This is a genomic window from Enterobacter sp. 296B2, from assembly GCF_034106185.1.
In the GTDB taxonomy this organism is placed as follows: domain Bacteria; phylum Pseudomonadota; class Gammaproteobacteria; order Enterobacterales; family Enterobacteriaceae; genus Enterobacter; species Enterobacter cloacae_N.
This window is the reverse complement of record NZ_JAWNCA010000030.1, coordinates 12,893-37,355: the sequence shown is the minus strand read 5'-3', so window position 1 is coordinate 37,355 and position 24,463 is coordinate 12,893. Positions and strand designations below refer to the sequence as shown.

23 protein-coding genes are annotated in these 24,463 nt (G+C 56.7%); 12 read left to right on the top strand and 11 right to left on the bottom strand.

All coding sequences use genetic code 11. The annotated features are described in order from the left end of the window. The first annotated feature begins 24 nt into the window (after positions 1–24). Positions 25–747 carry a purine-nucleoside phosphorylase gene (deoD, locus tag URZ40_RS18990; protein ID WP_010427122.1) on the top strand — a complete coding sequence of 241 codons (723 nt, stop codon included), beginning with the start codon at positions 25–27 and terminating at the stop codon, positions 745–747. Positions 748–786: 39 nt separating this feature from the next. On the opposite strand, the gene URZ40_RS18985 is transcribed toward deoD, so the two are convergent. From URZ40_RS18985 to URZ40_RS18955, 7 genes are all read right to left on the bottom strand, one after another. Next, positions 787–1,359 carry a hypothetical protein gene (locus tag URZ40_RS18985; RefSeq protein ID WP_316379727.1) on the bottom strand — a complete coding sequence of 191 codons (573 nt, stop codon included), beginning with the start codon at positions 1,357–1,359 and terminating at the stop codon, positions 787–789. Beyond that, on the bottom strand, positions 1,356–3,779 hold the full coding sequence (locus URZ40_RS18980) for a fimbrial biogenesis usher protein (protein ID WP_316379726.1): 2,424 nt from the start codon (positions 3,777–3,779) through the stop codon (positions 1,356–1,358). Before URZ40_RS18980 ends, URZ40_RS18985 begins: the two co-directional genes overlap by 4 nt. A 25-nt stretch (positions 3,780–3,804) precedes the next feature. Beyond that, positions 3,805–4,512, bottom strand: a complete 708-nt coding sequence (locus tag URZ40_RS18975) for a fimbria/pilus chaperone family protein (protein ID WP_316379725.1) — start codon at positions 4,510–4,512, stop codon at positions 3,805–3,807. Between the two features lie 77 nt (positions 4,513–4,589). Continuing rightward, a complete protein-coding gene (locus URZ40_RS18970) occupies positions 4,590–5,273 on the bottom strand; it encodes a DUF1120 domain-containing protein (protein ID WP_316379724.1) in 684 nt (227 codons plus the stop codon). Positions 5,274–5,327: 54 nt separating this feature from the next. Next, positions 5,328–6,026, bottom strand: coding sequence for a DUF1120 domain-containing protein (locus URZ40_RS18965; protein ID WP_316379723.1), 699 nt, complete (start codon positions 6,024–6,026; stop codon positions 5,328–5,330). Positions 6,027–6,264: 238 nt separating this feature from the next. Beyond that, a complete protein-coding gene (gene lplA / locus URZ40_RS18960) occupies positions 6,265–7,281 on the bottom strand; it encodes a lipoate--protein ligase LplA (RefSeq protein WP_316379722.1) in 1,017 nt (338 codons plus the stop codon). Between the two features lie 39 nt (positions 7,282–7,320). Further along, entirely contained in the window at positions 7,321–7,965 is a 645-nt protein-coding gene (locus tag URZ40_RS18955; protein WP_316379721.1) for a YtjB family periplasmic protein, read from the bottom strand. 117 nt (positions 7,966–8,082) lie between these two features. On the opposite strand from URZ40_RS18955, the gene serB reads away from it, so the two are divergent. Genes serB through nadR form a run of 3 tightly spaced genes read left to right on the top strand, consistent with a single transcriptional unit; the run spans position 8,083 to position 11,716 of the window. After that, positions 8,083–9,051 carry a phosphoserine phosphatase gene (gene serB / locus URZ40_RS18950; RefSeq protein ID WP_116342399.1) on the top strand — a complete coding sequence of 323 codons (969 nt, stop codon included), beginning with the start codon at positions 8,083–8,085 and terminating at the stop codon, positions 9,049–9,051. An 11-nt stretch (positions 9,052–9,062) separates the two neighbouring features. Then, positions 9,063–10,448: a DNA repair protein RadA gene (gene radA, locus URZ40_RS18945; RefSeq protein WP_003856523.1), complete on the top strand. Its 1,386-nt coding sequence runs from the start codon at positions 9,063–9,065 to the stop codon at positions 10,446–10,448. Between the two features lie 35 nt (positions 10,449–10,483). Beyond that, positions 10,484–11,716, top strand: a complete 1,233-nt coding sequence (nadR, locus tag URZ40_RS18940) for a multifunctional transcriptional regulator/nicotinamide-nucleotide adenylyltransferase/ribosylnicotinamide kinase NadR (protein WP_006810194.1) — start codon at positions 10,484–10,486, stop codon at positions 11,714–11,716. Between the two features lie 105 nt (positions 11,717–11,821). Here the strand turns inward: nadR and URZ40_RS18935 are convergent, their stop codons facing one another. After that, complete coding sequence (locus URZ40_RS18935; protein WP_320720986.1) at positions 11,822–12,823, bottom strand: zinc-binding alcohol dehydrogenase family protein; 1,002 nt, start codon at positions 12,821–12,823, stop codon at positions 11,822–11,824. A gap of 108 nt (positions 12,824–12,931) precedes the next feature. Here URZ40_RS18935 and URZ40_RS18930 point away from each other — a divergent pair, with 108 nt between their 5' ends. Beyond that, positions 12,932–13,831: a LysR family transcriptional regulator gene (locus tag URZ40_RS18930; RefSeq protein WP_320720985.1), complete on the top strand. Its 900-nt coding sequence runs from the start codon at positions 12,932–12,934 to the stop codon at positions 13,829–13,831. A 92-nt stretch (positions 13,832–13,923) separates the two neighbouring features. On the opposite strand, the gene ettA is transcribed toward URZ40_RS18930, so the two are convergent. After that, positions 13,924–15,591: an energy-dependent translational throttle protein EttA gene (ettA, locus tag URZ40_RS18925; RefSeq protein ID WP_320720984.1), complete on the bottom strand. Its 1,668-nt coding sequence runs from the start codon at positions 15,589–15,591 to the stop codon at positions 13,924–13,926. Positions 15,592–15,817: 226 nt separating this feature from the next. Here ettA and sltY point away from each other — a divergent pair, with 226 nt between their 5' ends. Then, positions 15,818–17,755: a murein transglycosylase gene (gene sltY, locus URZ40_RS18920; protein ID WP_233002939.1), complete on the top strand. Its 1,938-nt coding sequence runs from the start codon at positions 15,818–15,820 to the stop codon at positions 17,753–17,755. Positions 17,756–17,810: 55 nt separating this feature from the next. Further along, positions 17,811–18,140: a trp operon repressor gene (gene trpR, locus URZ40_RS18915; RefSeq protein ID WP_061099291.1), complete on the top strand. Its 330-nt coding sequence runs from the start codon at positions 17,811–17,813 to the stop codon at positions 18,138–18,140. On the opposite strand, the gene yjjX is transcribed toward trpR, so the two are convergent. Further along, positions 18,131–18,646 carry an inosine/xanthosine triphosphatase gene (gene yjjX, locus URZ40_RS18910; protein ID WP_116342629.1) on the bottom strand — a complete coding sequence of 172 codons (516 nt, stop codon included), beginning with the start codon at positions 18,644–18,646 and terminating at the stop codon, positions 18,131–18,133. The genes trpR and yjjX overlap by 10 nt on opposite strands. Positions 18,647–18,695: 49 nt before the next feature. Here yjjX and gpmB point away from each other — a divergent pair, with 49 nt between their 5' ends. Then, the gene (gene gpmB, locus URZ40_RS18905; RefSeq protein ID WP_008502057.1) at positions 18,696–19,343 is read left to right on the top strand and encodes a 2,3-diphosphoglycerate-dependent phosphoglycerate mutase GpmB; all 648 of its coding nucleotides are present in this window, start codon (positions 18,696–18,698) and stop codon (positions 19,341–19,343) included. Here gpmB and robA read toward each other — a convergent pair. Then, positions 19,340–20,209, bottom strand: a complete 870-nt coding sequence (gene robA, locus URZ40_RS18900; protein ID WP_116342407.1) for an MDR efflux pump AcrAB transcriptional activator RobA — start codon at positions 20,207–20,209, stop codon at positions 19,340–19,342. The two genes, gpmB and robA, sit on opposite strands and share 4 nt — an antisense overlap. A 211-nt stretch (positions 20,210–20,420) precedes the next feature. Here robA and creA point away from each other — a divergent pair, with 211 nt between their 5' ends. From creA to creD, 4 genes are read left to right on the top strand one after another with little or no spacing between them, the layout of a single operon-like run. Beyond that, on the top strand, positions 20,421–20,891 hold the full coding sequence (gene creA / locus URZ40_RS18895) for a protein CreA (protein ID WP_014882476.1): 471 nt from the start codon (positions 20,421–20,423) through the stop codon (positions 20,889–20,891). Between the two features lie 14 nt (positions 20,892–20,905). Further along, positions 20,906–21,595 (top strand): two-component system response regulator CreB, encoded by a 690-nt coding sequence (gene creB / locus URZ40_RS18890; RefSeq protein WP_320720983.1) that lies wholly within the window; start codon positions 20,906–20,908, stop codon positions 21,593–21,595. Next, positions 21,595–23,019, top strand: a complete 1,425-nt coding sequence (gene creC / locus URZ40_RS18885; RefSeq protein ID WP_320720982.1) for a two-component system sensor histidine kinase CreC — start codon at positions 21,595–21,597, stop codon at positions 23,017–23,019. The genes creB and creC overlap by 1 nt, the downstream gene beginning before the upstream one ends. A 56-nt stretch (positions 23,020–23,075) precedes the next feature. Then, positions 23,076–24,428 carry a cell envelope integrity protein CreD gene (gene creD / locus URZ40_RS18880; RefSeq protein ID WP_320720981.1) on the top strand — a complete coding sequence of 451 codons (1,353 nt, stop codon included), beginning with the start codon at positions 23,076–23,078 and terminating at the stop codon, positions 24,426–24,428. The last annotated feature ends 35 nt before the right edge of the window (positions 24,429–24,463 follow it).

Here is a 24,463-nt window from a genome sequence, read left to right as displayed (position 1 = left end):
AAATTACATGAAAAGGAACTGAAGATGGCAACTCCTCACATTAACGCAGAAATGGGTGATTTCGCTGACGTCGTATTGATGCCGGGCGACCCGCTGCGCGCGAAGCACATTGCAGAAACCTTCCTCGAAGACGTGCGTGAAGTGAACAACGTTCGCGGCATGCTGGGCTTCACCGGTACCTATAAAGGCCGCAAAATCTCCGTCATGGGCCACGGTATGGGTATCCCATCCTGCTCCATCTACACCAAAGAGCTGATCACCGACTTCGGCGTGAAGAAAATCATCCGCGTGGGCTCCTGCGGCGCGGTGCGCATGGACGTTAAGCTGCGTGATATCGTTATCGGCATGGGTGCCTGCACCGATTCCAAAGTTAACCGTATGCGTTTCAAAGACCACGACTTCGCGGCGATTGCTGACTTCGGCATGGTGCGTGACGCAGTCGACGCGGCAAAAGCGCTGGGCGTTGAAGCGCGCGTGGGTAACATCTTCTCTGCTGACCTGTTCTATGCACCGGACGGCGGCGAGATGTTCGACGTGATGGAAAAATACGGCATCCTGGGTGTGGAAATGGAAGCGGCGGGTATCTACGGCGTCGCGGCTGAGTTTGGTGCGAAAGCGCTGACCATCTGTACCGTCTCTGACCACATCCGTACCCACGAGCAGACCACCGCTGCCGAGCGTCAGACCACCTTCAACGACATGATCAAAATCGCGCTGGAATCCGTTCTGCTGGGCGATAAAGAGTAATGTTGTCTTTGCCGGGCAGCCATGCTGCCCGGCATGTTCTTACTGCTGCGTTAACACTTCCCACATCAAATCACTTTCAAGCGTTGTGATATCCGTTGAGTATGAAAATTGCCTATCGTTAAGTACGGGCGTCAATTTCATGGTGAAACTCATATGGCTACCGCTTACCGGAGCCTGGTTATCGACGGCAATGATCCCATCGTTATTACGCAGTAACAGGCTTTCCTGGCTCTCTCCGCTCGGGGTGAACCGCGTGCGATCGACCGTTTTTGAGAACGCGTAGCTTTTTCCGTCCACCACCATATTGCTCACGCGCACTGCCAGACCGCTGTTATCACCAAAGTAGAAACGGCCTTTTTCCCCGGCGCGCCCCTGGATAAACAGGGCGATGGGCTGGCTTTCCGGGCAGTTGACGTTGACGTTGATCTCCCTGGACGGCATCTGGTTCCAGCCTTGTTTTGCCTCCACGACGTCATTCTGCTTCAGCAGGCCAAAGCTGACGCCGCTGTTGGTAAAGGAGAGTTGGCATTCATCATCCGCCAGGGCCGTGCGGGCTGAAAGTGAAGATAAGACTGCAACGGCAATCAGCAGATATTTTCCCCGGGAACTCATTGGCAAACTCCTTGCGCCATTTCATAGAACGCTTCTTTGTCCTGAACGTCACTCAGCGTGTATTTAATGCGGCACAGGCGCTGCATATTGTCATCCACGGCATACAGCGTCGGACTTTTCGACATATCGGAAACGAAAATGCGCCCGTCATCGACGGTGCTGACCAGATAGTTGTTTTTCTCATCCACAATACTGGTGCCTTTCGGTAACCAGCTGCCGTCAGCCTGTTTCACTTCCAGCATGACGCGGCGGGTGTTCAGTACCTCAAAATTCAGCTCTTTGAAGGCGGCGTGGGCTGCCGAGATATTTTTGATCCCGTTAGCCAGGTCCATGCTCTTCGGTAGGGTGTTGGCGTTCACTTCGATACGTGACTTCCGCCACTCCGTCATTTCAGGAACGACGGCCTGACCCCAGCGGTCGGTCCAGACGCGGCCCTGAGGCGTGGAGATTTCAATGCCGCTCTCAGGTTCACTCAGACGAGCGATACCGAAGGTCTCTTTCACCTCGTATGGCGAGAAGGTCAGGCCATGTTGGTGCGCGGCGATCCCGCCGGAGAGCGTTGCGCTGTAGTTGCGCTGGTCGCTGCCAGTGGTTCCTCCTCCAATACCGAGCTGGGTGTAATGGAGGTTGGTATTAATGTTGCCGTTGAAGCTGTTTTCGTGATTCTGGTCATCACGATCGGCAGAGAGGTAGTAGTTTGTGTCCTGTCCCAGAGAACCGCTATTTTGCAGGCCATAGTTGGTCTTCTCACCCTGGCTGCGCATATACGCACCGACACGCTGCGATCCCAGCGGGAAGCTGACGTTGACGTAAAACATATCGTCGTCGTTCAGCGTGCTGCCGTCGTCGTCGTCCGACTGCTGATTCACGGCGTGCTGCCAGTTGGCAGTAATATTCATGTATTTGAACGACTGGCTCCAGGAGACGATCACGTTGCGGGTATCATCGCTGTCGTTGGTTGCCTGATAGCCGTAATAGCCCAGAGAGAAGGTACCCAGCATATTATTGCTCCAGCTCAGGTTCGCGCTGTAGCTGCCCTGATAACCGTCAAAGTCGTCGACAAGGGCTTCCGTCAGCTCGCGATAGCCGGTGCTGTATTTCGCCGCGCTTAAGCTGACGTTCAGGTTGCCCGGCATCGACATCCCGGCGCTCAGTTCTCCCTTCGCCCCCTGCTGCGATTCGCCGTAGTTTGCTTTGCTGCCCAGCAGCGAGCCGGAAAGCGTCATGCGATCAGCCGGGAGCCACTGCAGCATGCCCCCGACGGCCTGGTAGTCCTGGGCGAGTACGCCGGATGCGGTGGTGATCCAGTCCCTGTCGAGACGCCATCCGTCGGAAACGTTGTAGACCCAGGGCATGGCGTAATCGCTGTCGACGTCGCGAACGCGGCCCAGCGACATCGCCAGGCCCACCGGGCGCGATACCTGGAAGTTGAACGAAGAGGACGGCACGGTAAAGCGGGTAATGGAGTTGTCGGTTTCCACCACGCTGACGTCGAGGTTGGCGTTGCTGCGGACAACGGGCACGTTTTCAAGGCTGAACGGCCCTGCGTTAACCAGCGTGGAGTAAATCAGCTGTCCTGACTGGCGAACTTCAACGCGTGCCTGGTTGCCCCGCGCAAGCCCCTTAACAGTAACGCCAGGCGTATCCTGCGCTAAACCCTGTTCGGGAATAAACTGTACGCCGTTGATGGCCGCACCGCCGAAAAGCTGAGACTGAACGTTAATTTGCCCGACCTGCGCGCGAACCTTCTGTGACTGGAACACGTGTTCACCGTAGGTATACAGGCTGTCTGAACGGTATTTCCCGTTGTCGTCGGTGATCATGTAGCGGCTACGTACCGCCCACTCCGCGAGGTTAAACCCGGCTTCGAGGTTGGCTTGGGTATAATCCTGGCTTTCTGAACCGCTATATTCACTGCGGCTGCTGAACAGGTTGTAGTTTAACAGCCCGGCGGTACCGCCCTTAATAAAGTTTTGCGGGGTCAGAAAACCGTTATCCAGGGCTTCTGCCGGTAAATAAAACTCCAGCGTTTCGTTGCCGGGCATGGCGTTAATGACGGCAGAGGGATAATCCGCGAGCAAATTGTGGCAGGATTCATTCTTTCCGATGCGCAAGGGCATTAAGCCCATGGCGCTGAGAAAGTCCTCATCAGCGCACACCTGACCTTTATCGCCAAAAAGCACTGCCAGTGACCCTTTGTCCACGCCGTTAATTTTGACCGAAACGGTATGTCTTCCAGGAAGAAAACGCGGCGCTTCGGCAAAGTAATCCGCCAGGTTTTTACTGATCCCGCGCGTGGCAAGAATATCCGTATCAAAGGTCACTTCCCTCGCCAGCAACGTCGAGCCTGGGATCAGTGAAACTGTCAGCGAGCAGTAAAGTGCTGCTCGAATCAAAGAGGCAAGGTTCAGGTTGTTCACGCATTAACTCTCATTATATTTATTATTATTGGCCTAACGGCGCGGTGAAATCCGGAACACTAATGCCGTAGCGGCTGGCTGGATAGAAACGCACGGATTTATCACCGGTAATGCCTTTCGCCACGCTGACGTCCAGCGTCTGGCCCGGCAGGATATAGGTTTTTTGCAGCTTCCCTGTGGTATTGGACGGCAGGAAAGTGACGTTTTGCGCCAGGCGAACCACGTAAGCAGACGGGTTTTTCACTTTGATTGTCTGGCCGCTGCCGGACCAGGTCAGCAGCTTCCAGGCATCGGTGACCACGGGCAGGTTTTTAGGGCGAATGAGCACCGGCAGATCCTGGCGCATGTTGAAGCCAATCTTCATGTTTTTATCGGTGCTTTTTGGTGGAATGCCTTCAAACGTCACGCGTTTGAGGTGCTCAACCGTGAGCGGCTGCGTGTTCTGCATAATAAAGCGCAGCTGCTGCTGCTGGCCTGGCTCGACGCGAACGACGGGCTGAGTCACGTCCAGCTTGATGCCGGTGTCATCGGGTAGATCGATAATGGTGGTGTACAGCAGCGCAGGGCCGTTATCGGTGTTTTTGACGTTCATCACGCCGCTGTGGGTGGATTCATCAATCACCAGCAGCGTTGTTTCCGGCACCATGCCCGCGGCATTCGCCTGCGTAACAAAGGCAGAAAACAGAAATGGGGCGGCAAGCGCCAGTTTGCAAAGAGAGGATGATACAGACATCGAGATTATTCCTTTAACCTGATAAAAAAGCCTCCTCAATAAAAGGAGGCCTGGTTCATTCATTATCGCGGTGATAATTAGAGATATTTCACGGTGATCGTGGCCTGGCCTGACAAGTTGGTATCATCCGTAATGGCCAGCGTAGTGGTGTCCTCAATCGCCAGAGAAACCTTCAGCGGGAATACTGCAGTGCTGTAAGCCAGAGGTGCAGTGGTACCGGTGGCCGCCACGGTCATCATTTCGGCATTGCCGTTTTTGATGATACCGGTGGTGGATTTCGCCCAGGTCGGGGTGGTTGCCGCACCGAAGATCGGATCCACTCTTACGCCGTCAGCCAGGACGTTGGCGACATCGGTATAAACCGAGTAAGCACCGATTTTCACGTCGCCTGCCAGACCCACGCCGTAGGACTGGTCTGCGCTGCTTACTGAACCGTTTGCGGCATCGCCGTTAGTGATGGTCACGCCAGTAGCGCGAGACGCCGCGCTGTCATCGGTAATGGTCCAGCCCGCTTTCGCACCGGCGTCCGGGCAATTGATGGTCAGGGAGATGTCTTTGGTGCCCAGCTGGTTGTCGGTGGTGGCAGACAGTTCAGACAGGTGGATACGGCCGTAGTCCACTACGCCGCCGCCGCTCAGGGTCGGGGTGCAGGCTTCAACAGAGAGCAGGCCGGTCACTTTCAGTACAGCGGTAGAGGCTGCGTTCGCGCCTGCGGCGGTCAGCGCCATCGCGACGGCACTGGCAAGTAAAATCTTTTTCATCGTTGTTCCTTAACGGTTAATTCATCGCGCCAATATCAGCGGCACGAAAAGGGATTACAGGTAATAAAGCGTAATGGTTGCCTGACCAGCAATTGGGGTATCGTCAGTAATCGCCAGCGTGCTGGTTTTATCCACGGCGAGGGCTACGCGCAACGGGAAGACGGCGTTGGTAAAGGCGACGGGTATGTATGCAGACGTTCCCAGCGAATATACTTGTCCATCATGTGTAACGTAATCCCGGGGGTTACCGTCATTAAAGCCAGACCACCCCATGAAATTAGTGGAGTATGCCGTAATAACGTTCTGCGCGACGCCATCAGCCGTTGAGTTTGCTTTATCAATCGTAACGGCATAGGCGCCAATTTTGACTCCACCAGTGGTACTGCCTACGCCAAACTGGACATCTGTTTGATCGTCATAAACATTGCCACCCGTGGTGAAGCCAGGGTTGGTGATGCCTACCGCTGCAGGCGAACCGACGTTATCTTCTATGCCCCAGGCAACTGAGGCTGTGGGGGCCGAGCATGCGATAGACAGCGTGATGTCTTTTTTACCGAGCTGGTTGGTATTCGTTGACGAGAGCGTATCAACATAGGTGGTGCCGAAATCAACGGTACCGCCGCCGCTCAGCGTTGGGGTACAGGCGTCGTTAGTCAGGACACCCTGAACTTTTAACAGTGCGGTTGAGTCTGCCGCGTGCGCAGCCGCGGAAAGTGCCATAGCAACGGTTGTTGCAATTAATAACTTTTTCATCGTTAATCCTTAACGAAATTGTGAGGAGATCGCGGAGTGGATAATTAATATTATCTTGCGAACCTACATTCTCGTTTCGGATGGGGAAAGCATCTAGTTAGATTATTTGAAGCGTGTTTTAAGAAGGGCTAAATAAATAATGGAATGATAAAGTTAATTGTATTGCTGTTATTAAATGTAAATTAAATATAATTACCCCACTAAAGCTATTTCGTAGGCTTTAGTGGGATATTCAGTATTATTGAACCGCATTTATTATCCATTGCGATAATTCTCGCAACTCTTTTTCCTGCTCTGGAAAATCCCCAATCAACGCGTCGCATTCCTGCTGCAGCATATCTGCCCGATACAAACAGCCCTGCAAGCGGGCCGCCAGCGCTTCTAACGGTGCCGGGTTGAGGCTGTCCGTAAATACCTGCGTGCGGGTGATATGGCCTTTCTCCACGTCAAAATGCAGCTCTACACCGCCCCAGGTAAAACGTTCGTCCAGCAGATGAGAAAACGCGGGGGCCTGACCGAAGTTCCACTCCCAGCTGCTCTGGCGGGCAAAGGTTTCGGCGAAGTTGGGCAGATCCGGGGTTTTATCCGGCGAAATCACTTCCGCATCCACGCGCTCGCCGTAATGTTTAAAGAACGCGTCACGGATCGCGTCGCAAATCTGCTCGTGAGTAATCTCCGGCAGCAGTTCCACCAGATTCGCCACCCGTCCACGCACGGAGGTGATCCCTTTCGCCTGGAGCTTTTTCTTGTCCGGATTCAGGTAGTTCGCCAGACGGCTCAGATCGGCGTTCAGCAGCAGGGTGCCGTGGTGGAAGCCGCGATCCATCGTTTCGCGGTAGGCGGAGCCGGAGACTTTTCGGTCGCCCTCGGGCGTTTTCACCACCAGGTCGTTCCGCCCCGACGCCTCCGCCGTCACGCCGAGTGAATTCAGCGCGTTAAGGACAATCGAGGTGGAGATGGTTTTGTCGTACTCCGGTTTACCCGCCATAAAGGTGAAGCAGGTATTGCCGAGGTCGTGAAACACCGCGCCGCCGCCGCTGCTGCGGCGCGCCAGACGGACGTTGTCCTCTTCCATACGCCGCGTATTGCACTCTTTCCACGGGTTTTGCGCGCGGCCAATGACCACTGTATCGGCGTTGCGCCAGAGAAACAGCACGCGCTGGGTGGCGGGCATCTGGCGGAAGATGCACTCTTCTACCGCGAGATTAAACCAGGGATCATAAGAGTCAGAGATAAGCAGGCGTAACGTCGTCATGGCAGAGTTCCTTTTCCGAATCGTTCGCCTACTTTATCACTATTCTTTCTTCTCGCTCTCTTCGTCTTCGGGAACCGATCTGCTGGCGGTCAGCAGGAACGGCGACTGCTGCCAGCGGGTGCGCTTGCCCTGAAGCAGGGTACGCGCCAGCACGACACCAATGGCCAGCGAGAGCAGCAGCATCAGGCGCAAAATATTGGTGGTATTATCCACCTGTTTGGCTTCGGTCGGCAGAGTGTGAGTATCGAGCGTCAGGCGGAGATAGCCCAGCGGACCATTCTTGCCCTGAATGGGTTCGACGATCTGCTGGTTAAAATAGCCTCCGGCTTTTTTGCCGTCCAGCGCCAGTCTGTCGCGCACGTCGACGTGCTCTCCGGCGCGGGCAATCAGGTCACCTTTTTCATCGTATACGCCCGCATCCAGAATGCGGCTGTTTTCCGTAAGCTGACGCAAGGCCTGGCCTATCCGCTTATCGTCCGGCGTCTCGGTGCGCATCAGGGGCGCAACGTTGAGCGTCACCTGACGCGCCAGCGTGCGGGCCAGCTCTTCAAACTGCGGGTTGCGCTGCCGCTGATGGTTCTGACTAAACCACGATGCCCCCTGCATCAATGCCACTAACAGTGCGAGACAGGAAAGGACAATCACGGCGCGATGAAGCCGGAATTTCAGTTTTGCGCGAGCCATATTCCACCTGCTGAAAATTTAGGGCTTAATGTTGCCAGAAGTGATGGTTACAGGGTAGCCTCATGCGTTATTTTCCCTCTGGAACCTTCCGGCGCGAACGAAATTACAGGAGCTTTAATGCCGAACATTACCTGGTGTGACCTGCCAACGGATGTCTCTTTATGGCCAGGATTGCCGCTCTCGTTAAGTGGCGATGAGGTGATGCCTCTGGATTACCACGCTGGCCGTAGCGGCTGGCTGCTGTACGGACGCGGCCTGGATAAGCAACGCCTGACCCAGTATCAAACCAGGCTGGGCGCGGCGATGGTCATCGTAGCGGCCTGGTGCGTGGAAGATTACCAGGTCATCCGGCTGGCGGGTTCCCTGACGCAGCGCGCAACGCGTCTGGCGCATGACGCCGGGCTGGACGTTGCGCCGCTCGGCAAAATTCCGCACCTGAAAACGCCGGGGCTGCTGGTGATGGACATGGACTCCACCGCCATTCAGATCGAGTGTATTGACGAGATTGCTAAACTGGCAGGCAGCGGTGAGCTGGTGGCGGAAGTCACCGAGCGTGCGATGCGCGGCGAGCTGGACTTCACCGCCAGCCTGCGCCAGCGCGTGGCGACCCTGAAAGGGGCCGACGCCAACATTCTGCGCCAGGTGCGCGACGTGCTGCCGCTGATGCCAGGGCTGACGCAGCTGGTGCTGAAGCTCCAGTCCCTCGGCTGGAAAGTGGCGATTGCGTCCGGTGGCTTCACCTTCTTTGCAGATTATCTGCGTGAAAAACTGCATCTGACCACCGTGGTGGCTAACGAGCTGGAAATCATGGACGGCAAGCTGACCGGCCAGGTCATCGGCGACATCGTGGATGCCCAGTACAAAGCCAACACCCTGACGCGCCTGGCGGAGAAATATGACATTCCTGTCGAGCAGACCGTCGGCATCGGTGATGGCGCGAACGATCTGCCGATGATCAAAGTTGCTGGCCTTGGCATTGCCTACCATGCCAAGCCAAAAGTGAATGAAAAGACGGAAGTGACTATCCGTCACGCTGACCTGATGGGGGTGTTCTGCATTCTCTCCGGCAGCCTTAATCAGAAATAACGAGGTAAACCGTGGCGAAAGCTCCAAAACGCGCATTTGTCTGTAATGAATGTGGTGCGGATTATCCGCGCTGGCAGGGGCAATGCAGCGCCTGTCATGCCTGGAACACCATCACCGAAGTGCGTGGTGTGGCGGCTTCGCCGAGCGTGGCCCGCAATGAACGCCTGAGTGGCTATGCGGGCAATGCAGGCGTGTCGAAGGTACAAAAACTTTCAGATATCAGCCTGGAGGCGCTGCCGCGCTTCTCCACCGGCTTCAAGGAATTTGACCGTGTGCTCGGCGGCGGCGTGGTGCCGGGCAGCGCGATTCTGATCGGCGGTAACCCGGGCGCGGGGAAATCTACCCTGCTGCTGCAAACGCTTTGCAAGCTCGCCGAACAGATGAAAACCCTGTACGTCACGGGGGAAGAGTCACTCCAGCAGGTGGCGATGCGCGCGCACCGTCTTGGCCTGCCGACCGGTAACCTGAACATGCTCTCCGAAACCAGCATCGAGCAGATCTGTATGATCGCCGAAGAAGAGCAGCCGAAGCTGATGGTGATCGACTCCATCCAGGTGATGCACATGGCGGACATTCAGTCCTCGCCGGGCAGCGTCGCGCAGGTGCGTGAAACCGCCGCTTACCTGACGCGCTTTGCCAAAACGCGCGGCGTGGCGATTGTGATGGTCGGCCACGTGACCAAAGACGGCTCGCTGGCGGGGCCGAAGGTGCTTGAGCACTGTATCGACTGCTCCGTGATGCTCGACGGCGACGCGGATTCCCGTTTCCGTACCCTGCGCAGCCACAAGAACCGTTTTGGGGCGGTGAACGAACTGGGCGTGTTTGCCATGACCGAACAGGGGCTGCGCGAGGTCAGCAACCCGTCAGCCATCTTCCTGAGCCGTGGCGATGAGATCACCTCCGGCAGCTCGGTGATGGTGCTGTGGGAAGGCACGCGCCCGCTGCTCGTCGAAATTCAGGCGCTGGTGGATCACTCTATGATGGGTAACCCGCGGCGCGTGGCGGTCGGTCTGGAGCAGAACCGTCTGGCGATCCTGCTGGCGGTGCTGCACCGTCACGGCGGCCTGCAGATGGCGGATCAGGATGTGTTCGTTAATGTGGTTGGCGGCGTTAAAGTCACCGAAACCAGCGCAGATCTGGCGCTACTCCTGGCGATGGTCTCCAGCCTGCGCGACAGGCCGCTGCCGCAGGATCTGGTGGTGTTTGGTGAAGTAGGGCTGGCCGGGGAAATCCGTCCGGTGCCGAGCGGCCAGGAGCGTATCTCCGAGGCAGCAAAACACGGCTTCCGTCGGGCTATTGTTCCGGCAGCTAACGTGCCGAAAAAAATCCCGGAAGGGATGCAGGTCTTTGGTGTTAAGAAACTCGCAGATGCGTTAAATGTCTTTGACGACTTATAATTACGTATTCGATTTTGCAGGAGGCACCGTAATTTATGTCATCATTTGACTACATCAAAACCGCAATCCGTCAGAAAGGCTGCACGCTGCAGCAGGTGGCTGACGCCAGCGGCATGACCAAAGGCTACCTGAGCCAACTGCTGAACGCCAAAATCAAAAGCCCCAGCGCGCAGAAGCTCGAAGCGCTGCACCGTTTTCTGGGGCTCGAATTCCCGCGTATGCAAAAGAACATCGGCGTGGTGTTCGGCAAGTTTTACCCCCTGCATACCGGGCATATCTATCTGATCCAGCGCGCCTGTAGCCAGGTTGACGAGCTGCACATCATCATGGGTTACGACGAAACTCGCGACCGTCAGCTGTTTGAAGACAGCGCCATGTCGCAGCAGCCCACCGTGCCGGACCGCCTGCGCTGGCTGCTGCAGACCTTTAAGTACCAGAAAAACATTCGTATTCATGCCTTTAACGAAGAGGGCATGGAGCCGTACCCGCACGGCTGGGACGTGTGGAGCAACGGCATCAAAGCGTTTATGGAAGAAAAGGGCATTGCGCCTAACTGGATCTACACCTCTGAAGAGTCCGACGCGCCGCAGTTCCGCGAGCATCTGGGCATCGAGACGGTGCTGATCGATCCAAAACGCACCTTTATGAACATCAGCGGGGCGCAGATCCGCGAGAACCCGTTCCGCTACTGGGATTACATCCCGACCGAAGTGAAGCCGTTCTTCGTGCGCACGGTGGCTATTCTGGGCGGTGAATCGAGCGGTAAATCAACGCTGGTCAACAAGCTGGCGAACATCTTCAACACCACCAGCGCGTGGGAGTATGGCCGCGATTATGTGTTCTCGCACCTCGGCGGCGACGAGATGGCATTGCAGTATTCGGACTACGATAAAATTGCCCTCGGACACGCCCAGTACATTGATTTTGCCGTGAAATACGCCAATAAAGTGGCCTTTATCGATACCGATTTCGTCACCACGCAGGCGTTCTGTAAAAAGTACGAGGGGCGCGAACACCCGTTCGTGCAGGCGCTGATTGACGAATACCGCTTTGACCTGGTGATCCTGCTGGAAAATAATACCCCGTGGGTGGCCGACGGCATGCGCAGCCTCGGCAGCTCGGTGGACAGGCGAGAATTCCAGTCCATGCTGGTGGAGATGCTCAACGAAAACAACGTTGAGTTTGTGCATGTGGAAGAGTCGGACTACGACTCGCGTTTCCTGCGCTGTGTCGAGCTGGTGAAGGAGATGATGGGGGAGCAGGGGTAGTTTACCCCTCACCCTAACCCTCTCCCCAGAGGGGCGAGGGGATCGAACGGAGCCGAGATAACCCTCCCCGTCTGGGGAGAGGGCAGGGTGAGGGGGACCAACCACTCAGAACTCAACCACCACTTTCCCCCGCATATGCCCCTCCAGCACTTTACGGTGCGCTTCGGTAATGCTTTCCACGCTCAGCCCGTGCAGTGTTTCACTCAGCGAACTTTCTACCACGCCGTTATCCACCAACTTCGCCACCTCATTGAGGATCTCACCCTGCCGCGCCATATCAGCGGTCTGGTACATGCTGCGGGTGTACATAAACTCCCAGTGCAGCGCGGCGGATTTGGACTTGAGCTTGTCCTGGTTCAGCGGATGTTCATTCTCAACGATGGAACAGATATGCCCCTGCGGTGCAATCAGTTCGCTGACCGCATCCCAGTGCCCGTCGGTGTCGTTGAGGATGAAAATGTAATCCACAAAGGTGATGTCCTGTTTTGCCAGCTCGCCTTTCAGATCGCGGTAGTTCACCACCGCGTCAGCCCCACGATCGCGGCACCATTGGGCGGAATCTTCTCGTGAAGCGGTTGCGATGACCTTCACTTTGCTGTTGTGCTTCGCAAACGGGATCGCCAGCGAGCCCACGCCGCCCGCGCCGCCGATGATCAGCAGCGTTTTGTCCGCCCCTGCATCCTGAATGTTCAGCCGTTCAAACAGGCCTTCCCACGCGGTGAGCGCGGTTAAGGGCAGTGCTGCGGCAGCCGCCCAGCCGAGGCTGGCAGGCTTGTGCCCGACTATGCGCGCATCGATCAGCTGATGCGTGGTATTGCTGCCCGGGCGGGTGATGTCTCCCGCGTACCATACCTCGTCACCCGGTTTGAATCCGGTCACGCCAGTCCCCACGGCTTTGACGATCCCGCTGGCATCCCAGCCGAGCACGCGCGGATCTTTCAGCCCGTTTTTGGCAATGCCTGCGTGCACCTTGGTGTCTACAGGGTTTATGGAGACGGCTTTCACCTCCACCAGCAGATCGTGCTCGCCGGGCTGCGGCATAGGCGGGGTGATTTCAATGAAGGTGGATGGATTTTCTGGGTTAACGGCAATGGCTTTAACAGACATGGTGTGCTCCTCAATGGCATGCGTTTTGTTGAGGCTAGTCTATTAAGTGGCCAGCTGCATGATAAGATGGACAATCAAGAACTCAGCGTTCGCACAGGATGAACAATCATGTTTAAACAGCTGCAGGATATGGCTCTATTCGCGCTGGTGGCGGAGATGGGCAGCTTTACCGCGGCGGCGCAGAAGGCGGAACTGCCAAAATCCAGCGTGAGCCAGCGGATTAGTCAGCTGGAGCAGCAGGTGGGGATCCGCCTGCTCAACCGCACCACGCGCAGGATCAGCCTCACGTTCGCGGGCGAGCACTATCTGGTGCACTGTCGCGAGATGCTGGCGGCCAGTGAGCGGGCGGAGTACGCCATTCAACGGCTGCGTGAAAACCCCAGCGGGCGACTGCGGATCACCTGTCCGGCGGGGATTGGGGCGACGCTGCTGGCGCATATGAATGCCGAGTTCCAGCTTCGCTATCCTGACGTTTCGCTGGATGTGTCGATCTCTGACGACGTGGTGGATCTGGTCGAGTCCGGCTTTGACGTGGCGCTGCGCACCGGCAGGCCGCAGGACTCCTCCCTGATTGGCCGGATGATCGGGCATTGCCCGCGCTACATGCTGGCCTCGCCGGACTATCTGGCGCGCCGGGAGCCGCTGACGCATCCTCGCCAACTGGTGGATCACCGCAGTATTACGCACCGGGCGTGGTCGGAGTGGCTTCTGCGAAGCGAGGGCGAGGATTACCGCTACCTGCCGAATAACGCCCACTTGACCGATAATCTGGTGTACGCCCGCGAATGTGCGATTGCCGGTGCGGGGATCACGCTGTTACCCGCATTTCTGCTGGAAGATAAGATCGAAAAAGGTGCACTGGTTCAGGTGCTGCCGGAGTGGAGCGTTGAAGGTAACGATCTCTGGCTGGCCTACCCGAGCCGAAAGCTGAACTCGCCCGCGCTGATGAGCTATATCGAGTTTGCGATGCAGTTCGATGAGGTGAAGCGGTATTACGTGGGCAAATAAAAAAGCCGGGTGGCGCTCACGCTTACCCGGCCTACAAACTGCGCAGTACCGTAGGCCGGGTAAGGCGAAGCCGCCACCCGGCACTCAGGCACTTATTTCGCAATACGCTTGTACTTAATACGCTTCGGCTCCAGCGCGTCGGCGCCCAGCGTGCGTTTCTTGTACTCTTCGTATTCGGTGAAGTTACCTTCGAAGAACTCCACTTTACCTTCGTCCTGGTAGTCCAGGATGTGGGTGGCGATACGGTCCAGGAACCAGCGGTCGTGCGAGATAACCATCGCGCAGCCCGGGAACTCCAGCAGGGCGTTTTCCAGCGCGCGCAGGGTTTCGATATCCAGGTCGTTGGTTGGTTCATCGAGCAGCAGAACGTTACCGCCAACCTGCAGCAGCTTCGCCAGGTGCAGACGACCGCGCTCGCCGCCGGACAGCTCGCCCACGCGTTTGCCCTGGTCGGTGCCTTTGAAGTTAAAGCGGCCAACGTAGGCACGGCTTGGCATCTCGGTGTTGCCGATACGCATGATATCCAGACCGCCGGAGACTTCTTCCCACACGGTTTTGCTGTTATCCATCGCGTCACGGAACTGGTCAACGGAGGCCAGCTTCACGGTTTCACCCAGGGTGATAGAGCCGCTGTCAGGCTGTTCCTGACCGGACATCATGCGGAACAGGGTCGATTTACCCGCGCCGTTCGGACCGATGATCCCAACGATAGCGCCTTTCGGTACGGAGAAGCTCAGGTCGTCGATCAGCAGGCGGTCGCCGTAAGACTTGCGCAGGTTGCTGACTACAACCACTTTATCCCCCAGACGTGCTCCAGGTGGAATAAACAGTTCGTTGGTTTCGTTACGTTTCTGGTATTCGGTGTTGTTCAGCTCTTCGAAGCGTGCCAGACGGGCTTTGCCCTTAGACTGACGGCCTTTCGCGCCCTGACGCACCCACTCCAGCTCTTTCTCAATAGACTTACGACGGGCCGCTTCCTGAGAAGCTTCCTGCGCCAGGCGCTGATCTTTCTGCTCCAGCCAGGAGGAGTAGTTGCCTTCCCACGGAATGCCTTCGCCGCGGTCCAGCTCCAGGATCCAGCCTGCGACATTGTCGAGGAAGTAACGGTCGTGGGTAATCGCCACCACGGTGCCTTCGAAGTCGTGCAGGAAGCGCTCCAGCCATGCCACGGATTCCGCATCCAGGTGGTTAGTCGGTTCATCGAGCAGCAGCATGTCTGGTTTTTCCAGCAGCAGGCGGCACAGCGCCACGCGGCGGCGTTCACCACCGGAGAGGTTCGCGATTTTCGCATCCCAGTCCGGCAGACGCAGGGCATCAGCCGCACGCTCCAGCTGCACGTTCAGGTTGTGACCATCGTGCGCCTGGATAATCTCTTCATATTTGCCCTGCTGAGCGGCCAGCTTGTCGAAGTCCGCATCCGGCTCGGCGTATTTGGCATACACTTCATCCAGACCTTTCAGCGCGTTAACCACTTCGGACACCGCTTCTTCAACGGACTCACGTACGGTGTGTTCCGGGTTCAGCTGAGGTTCCTGCGGCAGGTAGCCGATCTTGATGCCAGGCTGCGGACGGGCTTCACCTTCGATGTCTGTATCGATGCCGGCCATGATGCGCAGCAGGGTGGACTTACCGGCACCGTTGAGACCCAGAACACCAATTTTTGCGCCCGGGAAGAAGCTCAGCGAGATATTTTTAAGAATATGACGTTTCGGCGGGACAACTTTGCCGACACGATGCATGGTATAAACGAATTGAGCCACGTGGACTTCGCCTCTTTTATCGTAATGAGAAGGAATTTCAGCCTCGAAGTGTAGCCTTTTTCACGCCCTAATCCCAGCCAGGAACGTCGGGAGTGTTAAAACGCGCAAGAAAGGTAAAAAAGTGTCCATGACGTGGCGCGTTGCAGGATGCCTGGTTAGCATAAGTTGTTGTGACTTTGACGTGGCAAGACGCTGCAATTGACGAAAAAACAATGAGGAAGAGCTTGTGGAAAAAGCCAAACGGGTGGTCTGGCGTCTGCTGGCTGCCAGCGTATGCGTAATGGCGGTAAGCCAGGCGGTGCATGCAGATTCACTGGATGAACAACGTAACCGCTACGCCCAGATTAAACAGGCGTGGGACAACAAGCAGATGGATACCGTGCAGGCGCTGATGCCGACGCTCAAGGATTATCCGCTGTATCCGTATCTGGAGTATCGCCAGATTACCGACGATCTGATGAACCAGCCGACCGTCACCGTGAATAATTTCATTAAGGCGAACCCGACCCTGCCGCCTGCCCGAAATCTCCAGTCTCGCTTTGTGAATGAGCTGGCGCGTCGTGAAGACTGGCGCGGCCTGCTGGCGTTTAGCCCTGACAAGCCGAATACCACCGAAGCGCAGTGTAATTACTACTATGCGAAATGGGCGACCGGACAGCAGGAAGAGGCATGGGCCGGGGCGAAAGATCTGTGGTTGACCGGCAAAAGCCAGCCGAACGCCTGTGATTCCCTGTTTGGCGCATGGCGCGCGTCCGGCAAGCAGGACCCGCTGGCCTACCTTGAGCGCATCCGCCTGGCGATGAAAGCCGGCAACACGCGTCTGGTGACCGCGCTGGCAGGGCAGATGCCGTCCGATTACCAGACTATCTCCTCGGCGGTTATCGCGCTGGCAAACGATCCGAACAGCGTGCTGACCTTTGCCCGCAGCACGGGCTCGACCGATTTTACCCGCCAGATGGCGGCGGTGGCTTTTGCCAGCGTGGCGCGCGACGATGTCGAAAATGCGCGGCTGATGATCCCGCAGCTGGTGCAGGCGCAGCAGCTGAATGAAGATCAAACCCAGGAGCTGCGCGACATCGTGGCGTGGCGACTGATGGGCACGGATGTGACCGACGAACAGGCGCGCTGGCGAGACGATGCCATAATGCGTTCTAACTCCACGTCGCTGGTGGAACGCCGCGTGCGCATGGCGCTGGGTACCGGCGACCGCCGTGGCCTCAACACCTGGCTCGCGCGTTTGCCGATGGATGCCAAAGAGAAAGACGAATGGCGCTACTGGCAGGCGGATCTGCTGCTGGAGCGTGGTCGTGAAGGCGAAGCCAAAGATATTCTTCACTCGCTGATGCAGCAGCGTGGGTTCTATCCGATGGCGGCCGCCCAGCGTCTGGGCGAAGAGTACACGCTCAGGATCGACAAAGCGCCCGCTAATGCGAACCCGTCGCTGACGCAGGGACCAGAGATGGCGCGCGTTCGCGAGCTGATGTACTGGAACATGGATAACACCGCGCGCAGCGAGTGGGCCAACCTGGTGACCAGCCGCACCACGGATGAAAAAGCGCAGCTTGCCCGCTATGCGTTTGATAATCACTGGTGGGATCTGAGCGTGCAGGCGACGATCGCCGGTAAGCTGTGGGATCATCTCGAAGAGCGTTTCCCGCTGGCGTATAAAGATCTGTTTGACCGCTACACCAGCGGCAAAGATATCCCGCAAAGCTACGCCATGGCGATTGCTCGTCAGGAGAGCGCCTGGAACCCGAAAGTCCGTTCCCCGGTGGGCGCCAGCGGGCTGATGCAGATTATGCCGGGCACGGCAACGCACACGGTGAAGATGTTTAATATCCCTGGGTACAGCAGCCCGTCACAGCTGTTGGATCCGGATACCAACATCAACATCGGCACCAGCTACCTGCAGTACGTGTATCAGCAGTTCGGCAATAACCGTATCTTCGCGTCGGCGGCGTATAACGCTGGCCCGGGTCGCGTGCGCACCTGGCTTGGCAATAGCGCCGGACGCATCGACGCCGTGGCGTTTGTCGAGAGCATCCCGTTCTCGGAAACGCGCGGCTACGTGAAGAACGTGCTGGCCTATGACGCCTACTATCGCTACTTCATGGGGCAGAAAGATACCCTGATGAGCGATGCTGAGTGGCAGAGACGTTACTGATCGGCATGGGTTGTGTTATGCTGTACTCGCTAATGAGTACAAGAGGCAGCATAACATGACCCAGCATTCCCCATATTCCTCGGCGATGGCCGAACAGCGTCACCAGGAGTGGCTTCGTTTTGTGGAGCTGCTTCGCCAGTCTTACGAGCAGGATTTGCACCTCCCCCTCATGCAGCTGATGCTCACGCCGGACGAGCGTGAGGCGCTGGGCACGCGCGTGCGCATCATTGAAGAGCTATTGCGCGGTGAGATGAGCCAGCGCGAGCTGAAAAACGAGCTGGGCGCGGGCATCGCGACGATAACCCGTGGATCGAACAGCCTGAAGTCTGCGCCGGTCGAGCTGCGTCAGTGGCTTGAGTCAGTCTTATTGGGCGATCAACGATAAATGGCGTTATGAAACGGGCTTAACGCCAGGACCACCGCCTGATGGTAAACCCCTGAACGCGTGAGCTTACCCGCCGTAAAGACGCCAATTGCCCCTTCTTTACGGCCAATCTCATCAATGCCGGTGTAGTGCGACATTACCGGCCCGAGCGCTTCACCTGCGCGGACTTTTTCCAGAATGATCTCCGGCAGCGGCAGGGTGGCCGAGCGTGCTTCGCCGCGCTGCTCGCGGCTTTCAATCACCACCCAGCTAAAGGTTGCGCCTTCGTCGATGCCTGCTTCTATGGCGACCCAGAAGTCAGCTTTCGGGGCCGCGGCTTTTGCATTTGCCACGCGATTTCGTGCGCCAGCGCGCGTTTCCTCGCTGCCAAACGGCTGTTCAGGTACGCCACTCTCGACGCCGATGGCCTCAATATGGCAGGATCCTTCGCCGAAAATCTCTTCGAAAGCCTTTAGAATTGCCTGAATTTTGGCAGGATTGGTGGTAGCAGAGACAACATGGTGCATAATTAAGCTCGATTCAAAAAAACTCATCGCAGTATAACGGAAAAAAAGCATGTTACAGGTATACCTTGTTCGCCACGGTGAAACGCAGTGGAACGCCGAGCGACGTATTCAAGGCCAGTCAGACAGTCCTCTCACCGAGAAGGGTGTGCAGCAAGCGTGGCAGGTGGCGGAACGCGCCAGAACGCTGGGCATTACCCACGTTATTACCAGCGATTTAGGTCGCACACAGCAGACGGCGCGCATCATTGCAGACGCCTGCGGCTGCGATGTGATGCTTGAGCCGCGCCTGCGCGAGCTGGATATGGGCGTGCTGGAAAAGCGCCATATCGATACACTGACGGAAACGGAAGAGGGCTGGCGTCGCACACTGGTGAACGGTACCGAAGATGGCCGTATTCCTGAGGGCGAATCCATGCAGGAGCTGAGCGTGCGTATGCATGCGGCACTGGCGGAATGCCTCAAACTTCCGGCAGGCAGCCGTCCGCTGCTGGTGAGTCACGGTATCGCCCTGGGCTGCCTGGTGAGCACCATTCTGGGATTGCCGGCTTATGCCGAGCGCCGTTTGCGTCTGCGCAACTGCTCCATTTCCCGGATTGATTACCAGGAAAGCGCGTGGCTGGCGTCGGGCTGGGTGGTGGAGATGGCAGGGGACATTTCGCATCTCGATGCCCCTGCGCTTGACGAACTGCAGCGTTAACGACGGATCGGAATCAAGAATTCCATACGCAGATTGATTGGGCCTTCTTCTGGTTTGGCATCCTGCGCCGGGTAGTAGCGCTCAATATCCTGACCTTTACGGCGATTCAGATTCAGCATTGGCATGCAGGTTCCGTAAACGGTCAGGATAAACTCCTGGACGCCCGTTCCTAAACCCTCGTATGAGAACATCACATACTCGCCGCCTTCCAGTACGACAGGTTTAGAGCCCTGAATGTAGCCGTTGGCCATGTCAGGGGTGAGGGCGGTGGTGTAAAACACCTCCTGCTCGTCGTCTTTTTCCTGGCTTGGATGCGTTTCGTTGAGGCCATACAGGATCGGCGGAATGGCCGGCGCATGGCTCAGGAAATCGCGCCAGAACTGGACGCGCATCTGATGACGGAACTCAGAAATCTGCTCCAGAGAGCAGGAGTAGCTCTGGGTCGTACCGATCAGATGGGTTTCCGGCAGAGTGACCATTTCGTATTTCGGCATTGCGAACTCGCCCAGACGCAGCGGCGGACGCATACCAAACGAGCTCCAGTCAGGCGAGCGGCGATAGAGCGCTGGCGTTAACGAGAACTGTTTTTTAAAGGCGCGAGTGAAGGTCTGCTGCGAATCAAAACGGTACTGCAAAGCAATATCCAGAATGGGCCGCGCCGTCAGGCGCAACGCTACAGCAGATTTCGATAAACGACGTGCGCGAATATAGGCCCCGATAGCATGACCGGTGACATCCTTGAACATCCTTTGCAGATGCCACTTGGAATAGCCCGCTTTAGCCGCCACATTATCCAGTGACAAAGGCTGGTCGAGATGACCTTCCAGCCAGGTGAGCAGGTCGCGAATAATTCCAGCCTGATCCATATACTATCCTCATCCTTAAAACAGCAGGTGCCTGATAACAGGTTAGCGGATAATAGCATTTTTTGATGTTTTAGCATTCAGTGTTTTTTTTGCGCATTAATGCCTTTTCTCCTTCGTTTTGGGTGAATATATTCTAATCCTGTGATCTTGCTACATTTTTGACTAACGTGTTGAATAATTGCTCAATGCAATTTTAAAGAATGGTAACAATATGAAATACAAGACTTTGCTTCTTACTGCCCTGTTGCTGGTAGCGGGCCGTGCGGCGCAGGCGGAACAGATTGGTTCTGTCGATACCGTGTTCAAAATGTTCGGTCCGGACCACAAAATTGTGGTGGAGGCGTTTGACGATCCGGACGTGAAAAACGTCACCTGCTACGTTAGCCGCGCGAAGACGGGCGGTATTAAAGGCGGCCTGGGGCTGGCGGAAGACACTTCCGATGCGGCGATCTCCTGTCAGCAGGTGGGGCCGGTTGAGCTGAGCGATAAAATCAAAAACGGCAAAGCGCAGGGCGATGTGGTATTCCAGAAACGGACCTCGCTGGTGTTTAAAAAGCTACAGGTGGTGCGTTTCTATGATGCCAAACGCAACACCCTGGCCTACCTGGCGTATTCCGACAAAGTGGTGGAAGGCTCACCGAAAAACGCGATCAGCGCGGTGCCGATTATGCCGTGGCATTAATGCAGGGATGAACCATGCAACAACCTGTGGTCTGGCTGGTTGAAGACGAAACCAGTATCGCCGATACGCTTATCTACATGCTTCAGCAGGAAGGGTTTGCGGTAAAGGCGTTTGAACGGGGGCTACCGGTGCTGGAGGCGGCGCGGCGGCAGGTTCCGGCGCTCGCCATTCTGGACGTCGGGCTGCCGGACATCAGTGGATTTGAGCTTTGCCGCCAGCTGCTGGCGCAGCATCCCTCACTGCCCGTGCTGTTTCTGACGGCGCGCAGTGATGAGGTAGACAAGCTGCTTGGCCTGGAAATGGGCGCTGATGACTACGTTGCGAAACCTTTCTCACCTCGTGAAGTCTGCGCCCGGGTGCGGACGATTTTACGGCGCATGCAAAAATCCGCCGCACCATCAGAAACGTTGCGTATCGGGCAGTTTGAACTGAACGAACCTGCAGCCCGAATCAGCTGGTGCGGTGAAGCATTGCCCCTGACTCGCTACGAATTCTTGCTGCTCAAAACCCTGTTACAGGAGCCCGGACGAGTATTTTCTCGCCAGCAACTCATGGACAAGGTATGGGGTGAAGACGGGGACAGTTTCGATCGTACCGTGGATACCCACATCAAAACCCTGCGCGCCAAGCTGCGGGCGGTGAACGAGGAACTTTCACCCATCAGCACCCATCGCGGTATGGGCTATAGTCTGGGCCTTTACTGATGCGCATTGGGATGCGGTTGTTGCTGGGATATTTCCTCATCGTGGCCATCGCCGCGTGGTTTGTGCTGTCGATCTTTGTTCAGGAAGTGAAGCCCGGCGTGCGCAGGGCAACCGAGGGCACGTTGATCGATACCGCGACCTTGCTCGCCGAAGTCGGGCGTGAGGATCTTCTTTCGGGCAATGCGCAGCAGGGCAAACTGGCGCAGGCCTTTTCCCAACTCCATCAGCGGCCTTTCCGCGCCAATATCGGCGGCATTCATAAGGTGCGCAACGAGTATCACGTCTATATGACCGATGCGCAGGGTAGAGTGGTTTTTGATTCCGCCGGTCTGGCCGTGGGGCAGGATTACTCTCGCTGGAACGACGTTTGGCTGACGCTTCGCGGCGAATACGGCGCGCGCAGTACTCAGATCAATCCCGAGGATACGGAGAGTACGGTGATGTATGTTGCCGCGCCGGTTGTGGAGCAGGGAAAAATCATCGGCGTGCTGTCGGTAGGGAAACCTAACAGCGCGATGGCACCGGTTATCCATCGCAGCGAGCGGCGAATTCTGTGGGCAGGCGGGGCGCTGCTCGGCATTGCTTTGCTGATCGGTCTTTTTGTCGCCTGGTGGATCAACCGTTCCATCAGTACGTTATCGCGCTACGCCGACTCGGTGACCACTGACACGCCTCTCCCGCTGCCCAATCCAGGTAGTAGCGAACTGCACAAGCTGGCCCAGGCGCTGGAAAATATGCGCATTCGCCTCGAAGGGAAAAACTATATTGAACGCTATGTCCATGCGCTCACCCACGAGCTGAAAAGCCCGATCGCCGCCATACGCGGCGCGGCGGAAATACTCGCCGAGCAGCCGCCGCCGCAGGTGGCTGCTCGTTTCATCGATAACATTCTGGTACAAAACGCGCGCATGCAGTCGCTGGTTGAAAAACTGCTCGCTCAGGCTCGGCTTGAAAATCGGGTCGAGATTACGCCCGAGGCCGTCCGGGTCGACTCGCTGTTTACCCGGCTTGCCGACGCGCGATCGGCGCAGCTGGCAACAAAAGAGATTGCGCTGACCCTCCAGCCTGCTTCGCTTTATGTTGAAGGCGATCCCGACCTGCTCGAACAGGCGCTCGGCAATTTGCTGGATAACGCTATCGATTTTACGCCGCAGGGCGGAGCCATAGAACTGGCGGCCCGGGAAGAGCGCGGGCAGATACAGCTGATCGTCACCGACAGCGGAAGCGGGATCCCGGATTACGCGCAGGATCGTATTTTTGAACGCTTCTATTCCCTGCCGCGGGAGAACGGGGTTAAGAGCAGCGGGCTTGGGCTGGCCTTTGTCCGGGAGGTGGCTCGTCTGCATCAGGGAGACATTACATTGCGCAATCGTGATGAAGGTGGCGTGATGGCCACGCTGACACTTCACCGTCCCTTCACATAACTTCAAACTGCCCCCACACAGCCTGGTTACGCTCTCCTCATCACAAAGGAGACGTAATGATGAAATCCCCCCTGTTCTGGAAAGTAAGCACCCTGCTGGGGTGCATTCTGCTGCTGTTAGTTCCGCTGTTTATGGTGAGTAACCTCATTTCAGAGCGTGAAAGCTACCGTAACGATGTCGAAAATACGCTTCGCCAGAGTACCAGTGGACCGCAAAAACTGGTCGGCCCGCTGATTGCGATCCCGGTGACGGAGGTCTTCTACAAGTTAGAGGATGAGAAGAAAGTCGAATACAAGAAAAGCTATATGCGCTTTATCCTGCCGGAGTCTCTGCTGGTTGAGGGTAACCAGCACGTTGAGTCCCGAAATATCGGTATTTATGACGGGCAGATCTGGAACACTAAACTCAACATAAAAGCGCGGTTCAACACCGAAAAAATCACGCAGCTGAAAGGGGAGGCGATGACCCTGGGGCAGCCGTTTATCGTTGTTGGCGTGGGCGACGCTCGCGGCATTGGCACGGTGAACGTCTCCAGTATCAACGGTGAGACGCTGGGCGTAGAGCCGGGTTCAGGCGTGTATGGGGGGCTTTCCGGGATTCATATCCCGCTGACGGACAAAGCGCTGGAGCCAAAAACGTTTGTCATGGAGATGTCGCTGAATCTGGCAGGGACGGGAAGTTTTGCCGTGGTGCCTGTGGGACGTAACAGTGAAATGGCGCTGAACAGCAACTGGCCACATCCAGGCTTTATGGGTAACTATCTGCCGGTGAAGCACAAAATTGGTGATTCCGGTTTTCAGGCGAACTGGCAGAGCAGCTGGTTTGCGAACAACCTTGAGAGCTGGTTCAACGGCAGTGAATCTCCGGCGTGGGAGTCGATCCCCGCTTTCAGCGTCACGGTAGCCACGCCCGCCGATCAGTATCAACTGACTGACCGGGCGATCAAGTACGCTATTTTACTGATTGCTCTGACGTTTATGGCCTTCTTTGTTTTCGAAACTCTGACCGGGCTGCGCCTGCACCCGATGCAGTATCTGCTGGTGGGGCTGTCGCTGGTGCTGTTCTATCTGGTGCTGCTGGCGCTGTCAGAACACGTCGGCTTTACGCCAGCCTGGGTTGTTGCAAGTCTGGTTGGTGCGGCGATGAACGGGATGTACCTGCGGGCTGTGCTGAAAAGCTGGAAGCGTAGCGGGCTGTTCGTGCTGGCCCTGCTGGGGCTGGACGTGGTGATGTGGTTCTTGCTGCGCTCGGAGGATAGCGCGCTGCTGTTGGGGTCAGCGGTGCTGGCGCTGGCACTGTTCGCCGTGATGTACCTGACCCGACATCTCGACTGGTATTCACTTTCACAGCCGAAGCGGTCTGAGCCAGCTGCATCGCCGGATGACGATACGATGCGGATCTGGAAATAAAAAAAAACGGCGCAAATGCGCCGTTTTTTCATGGG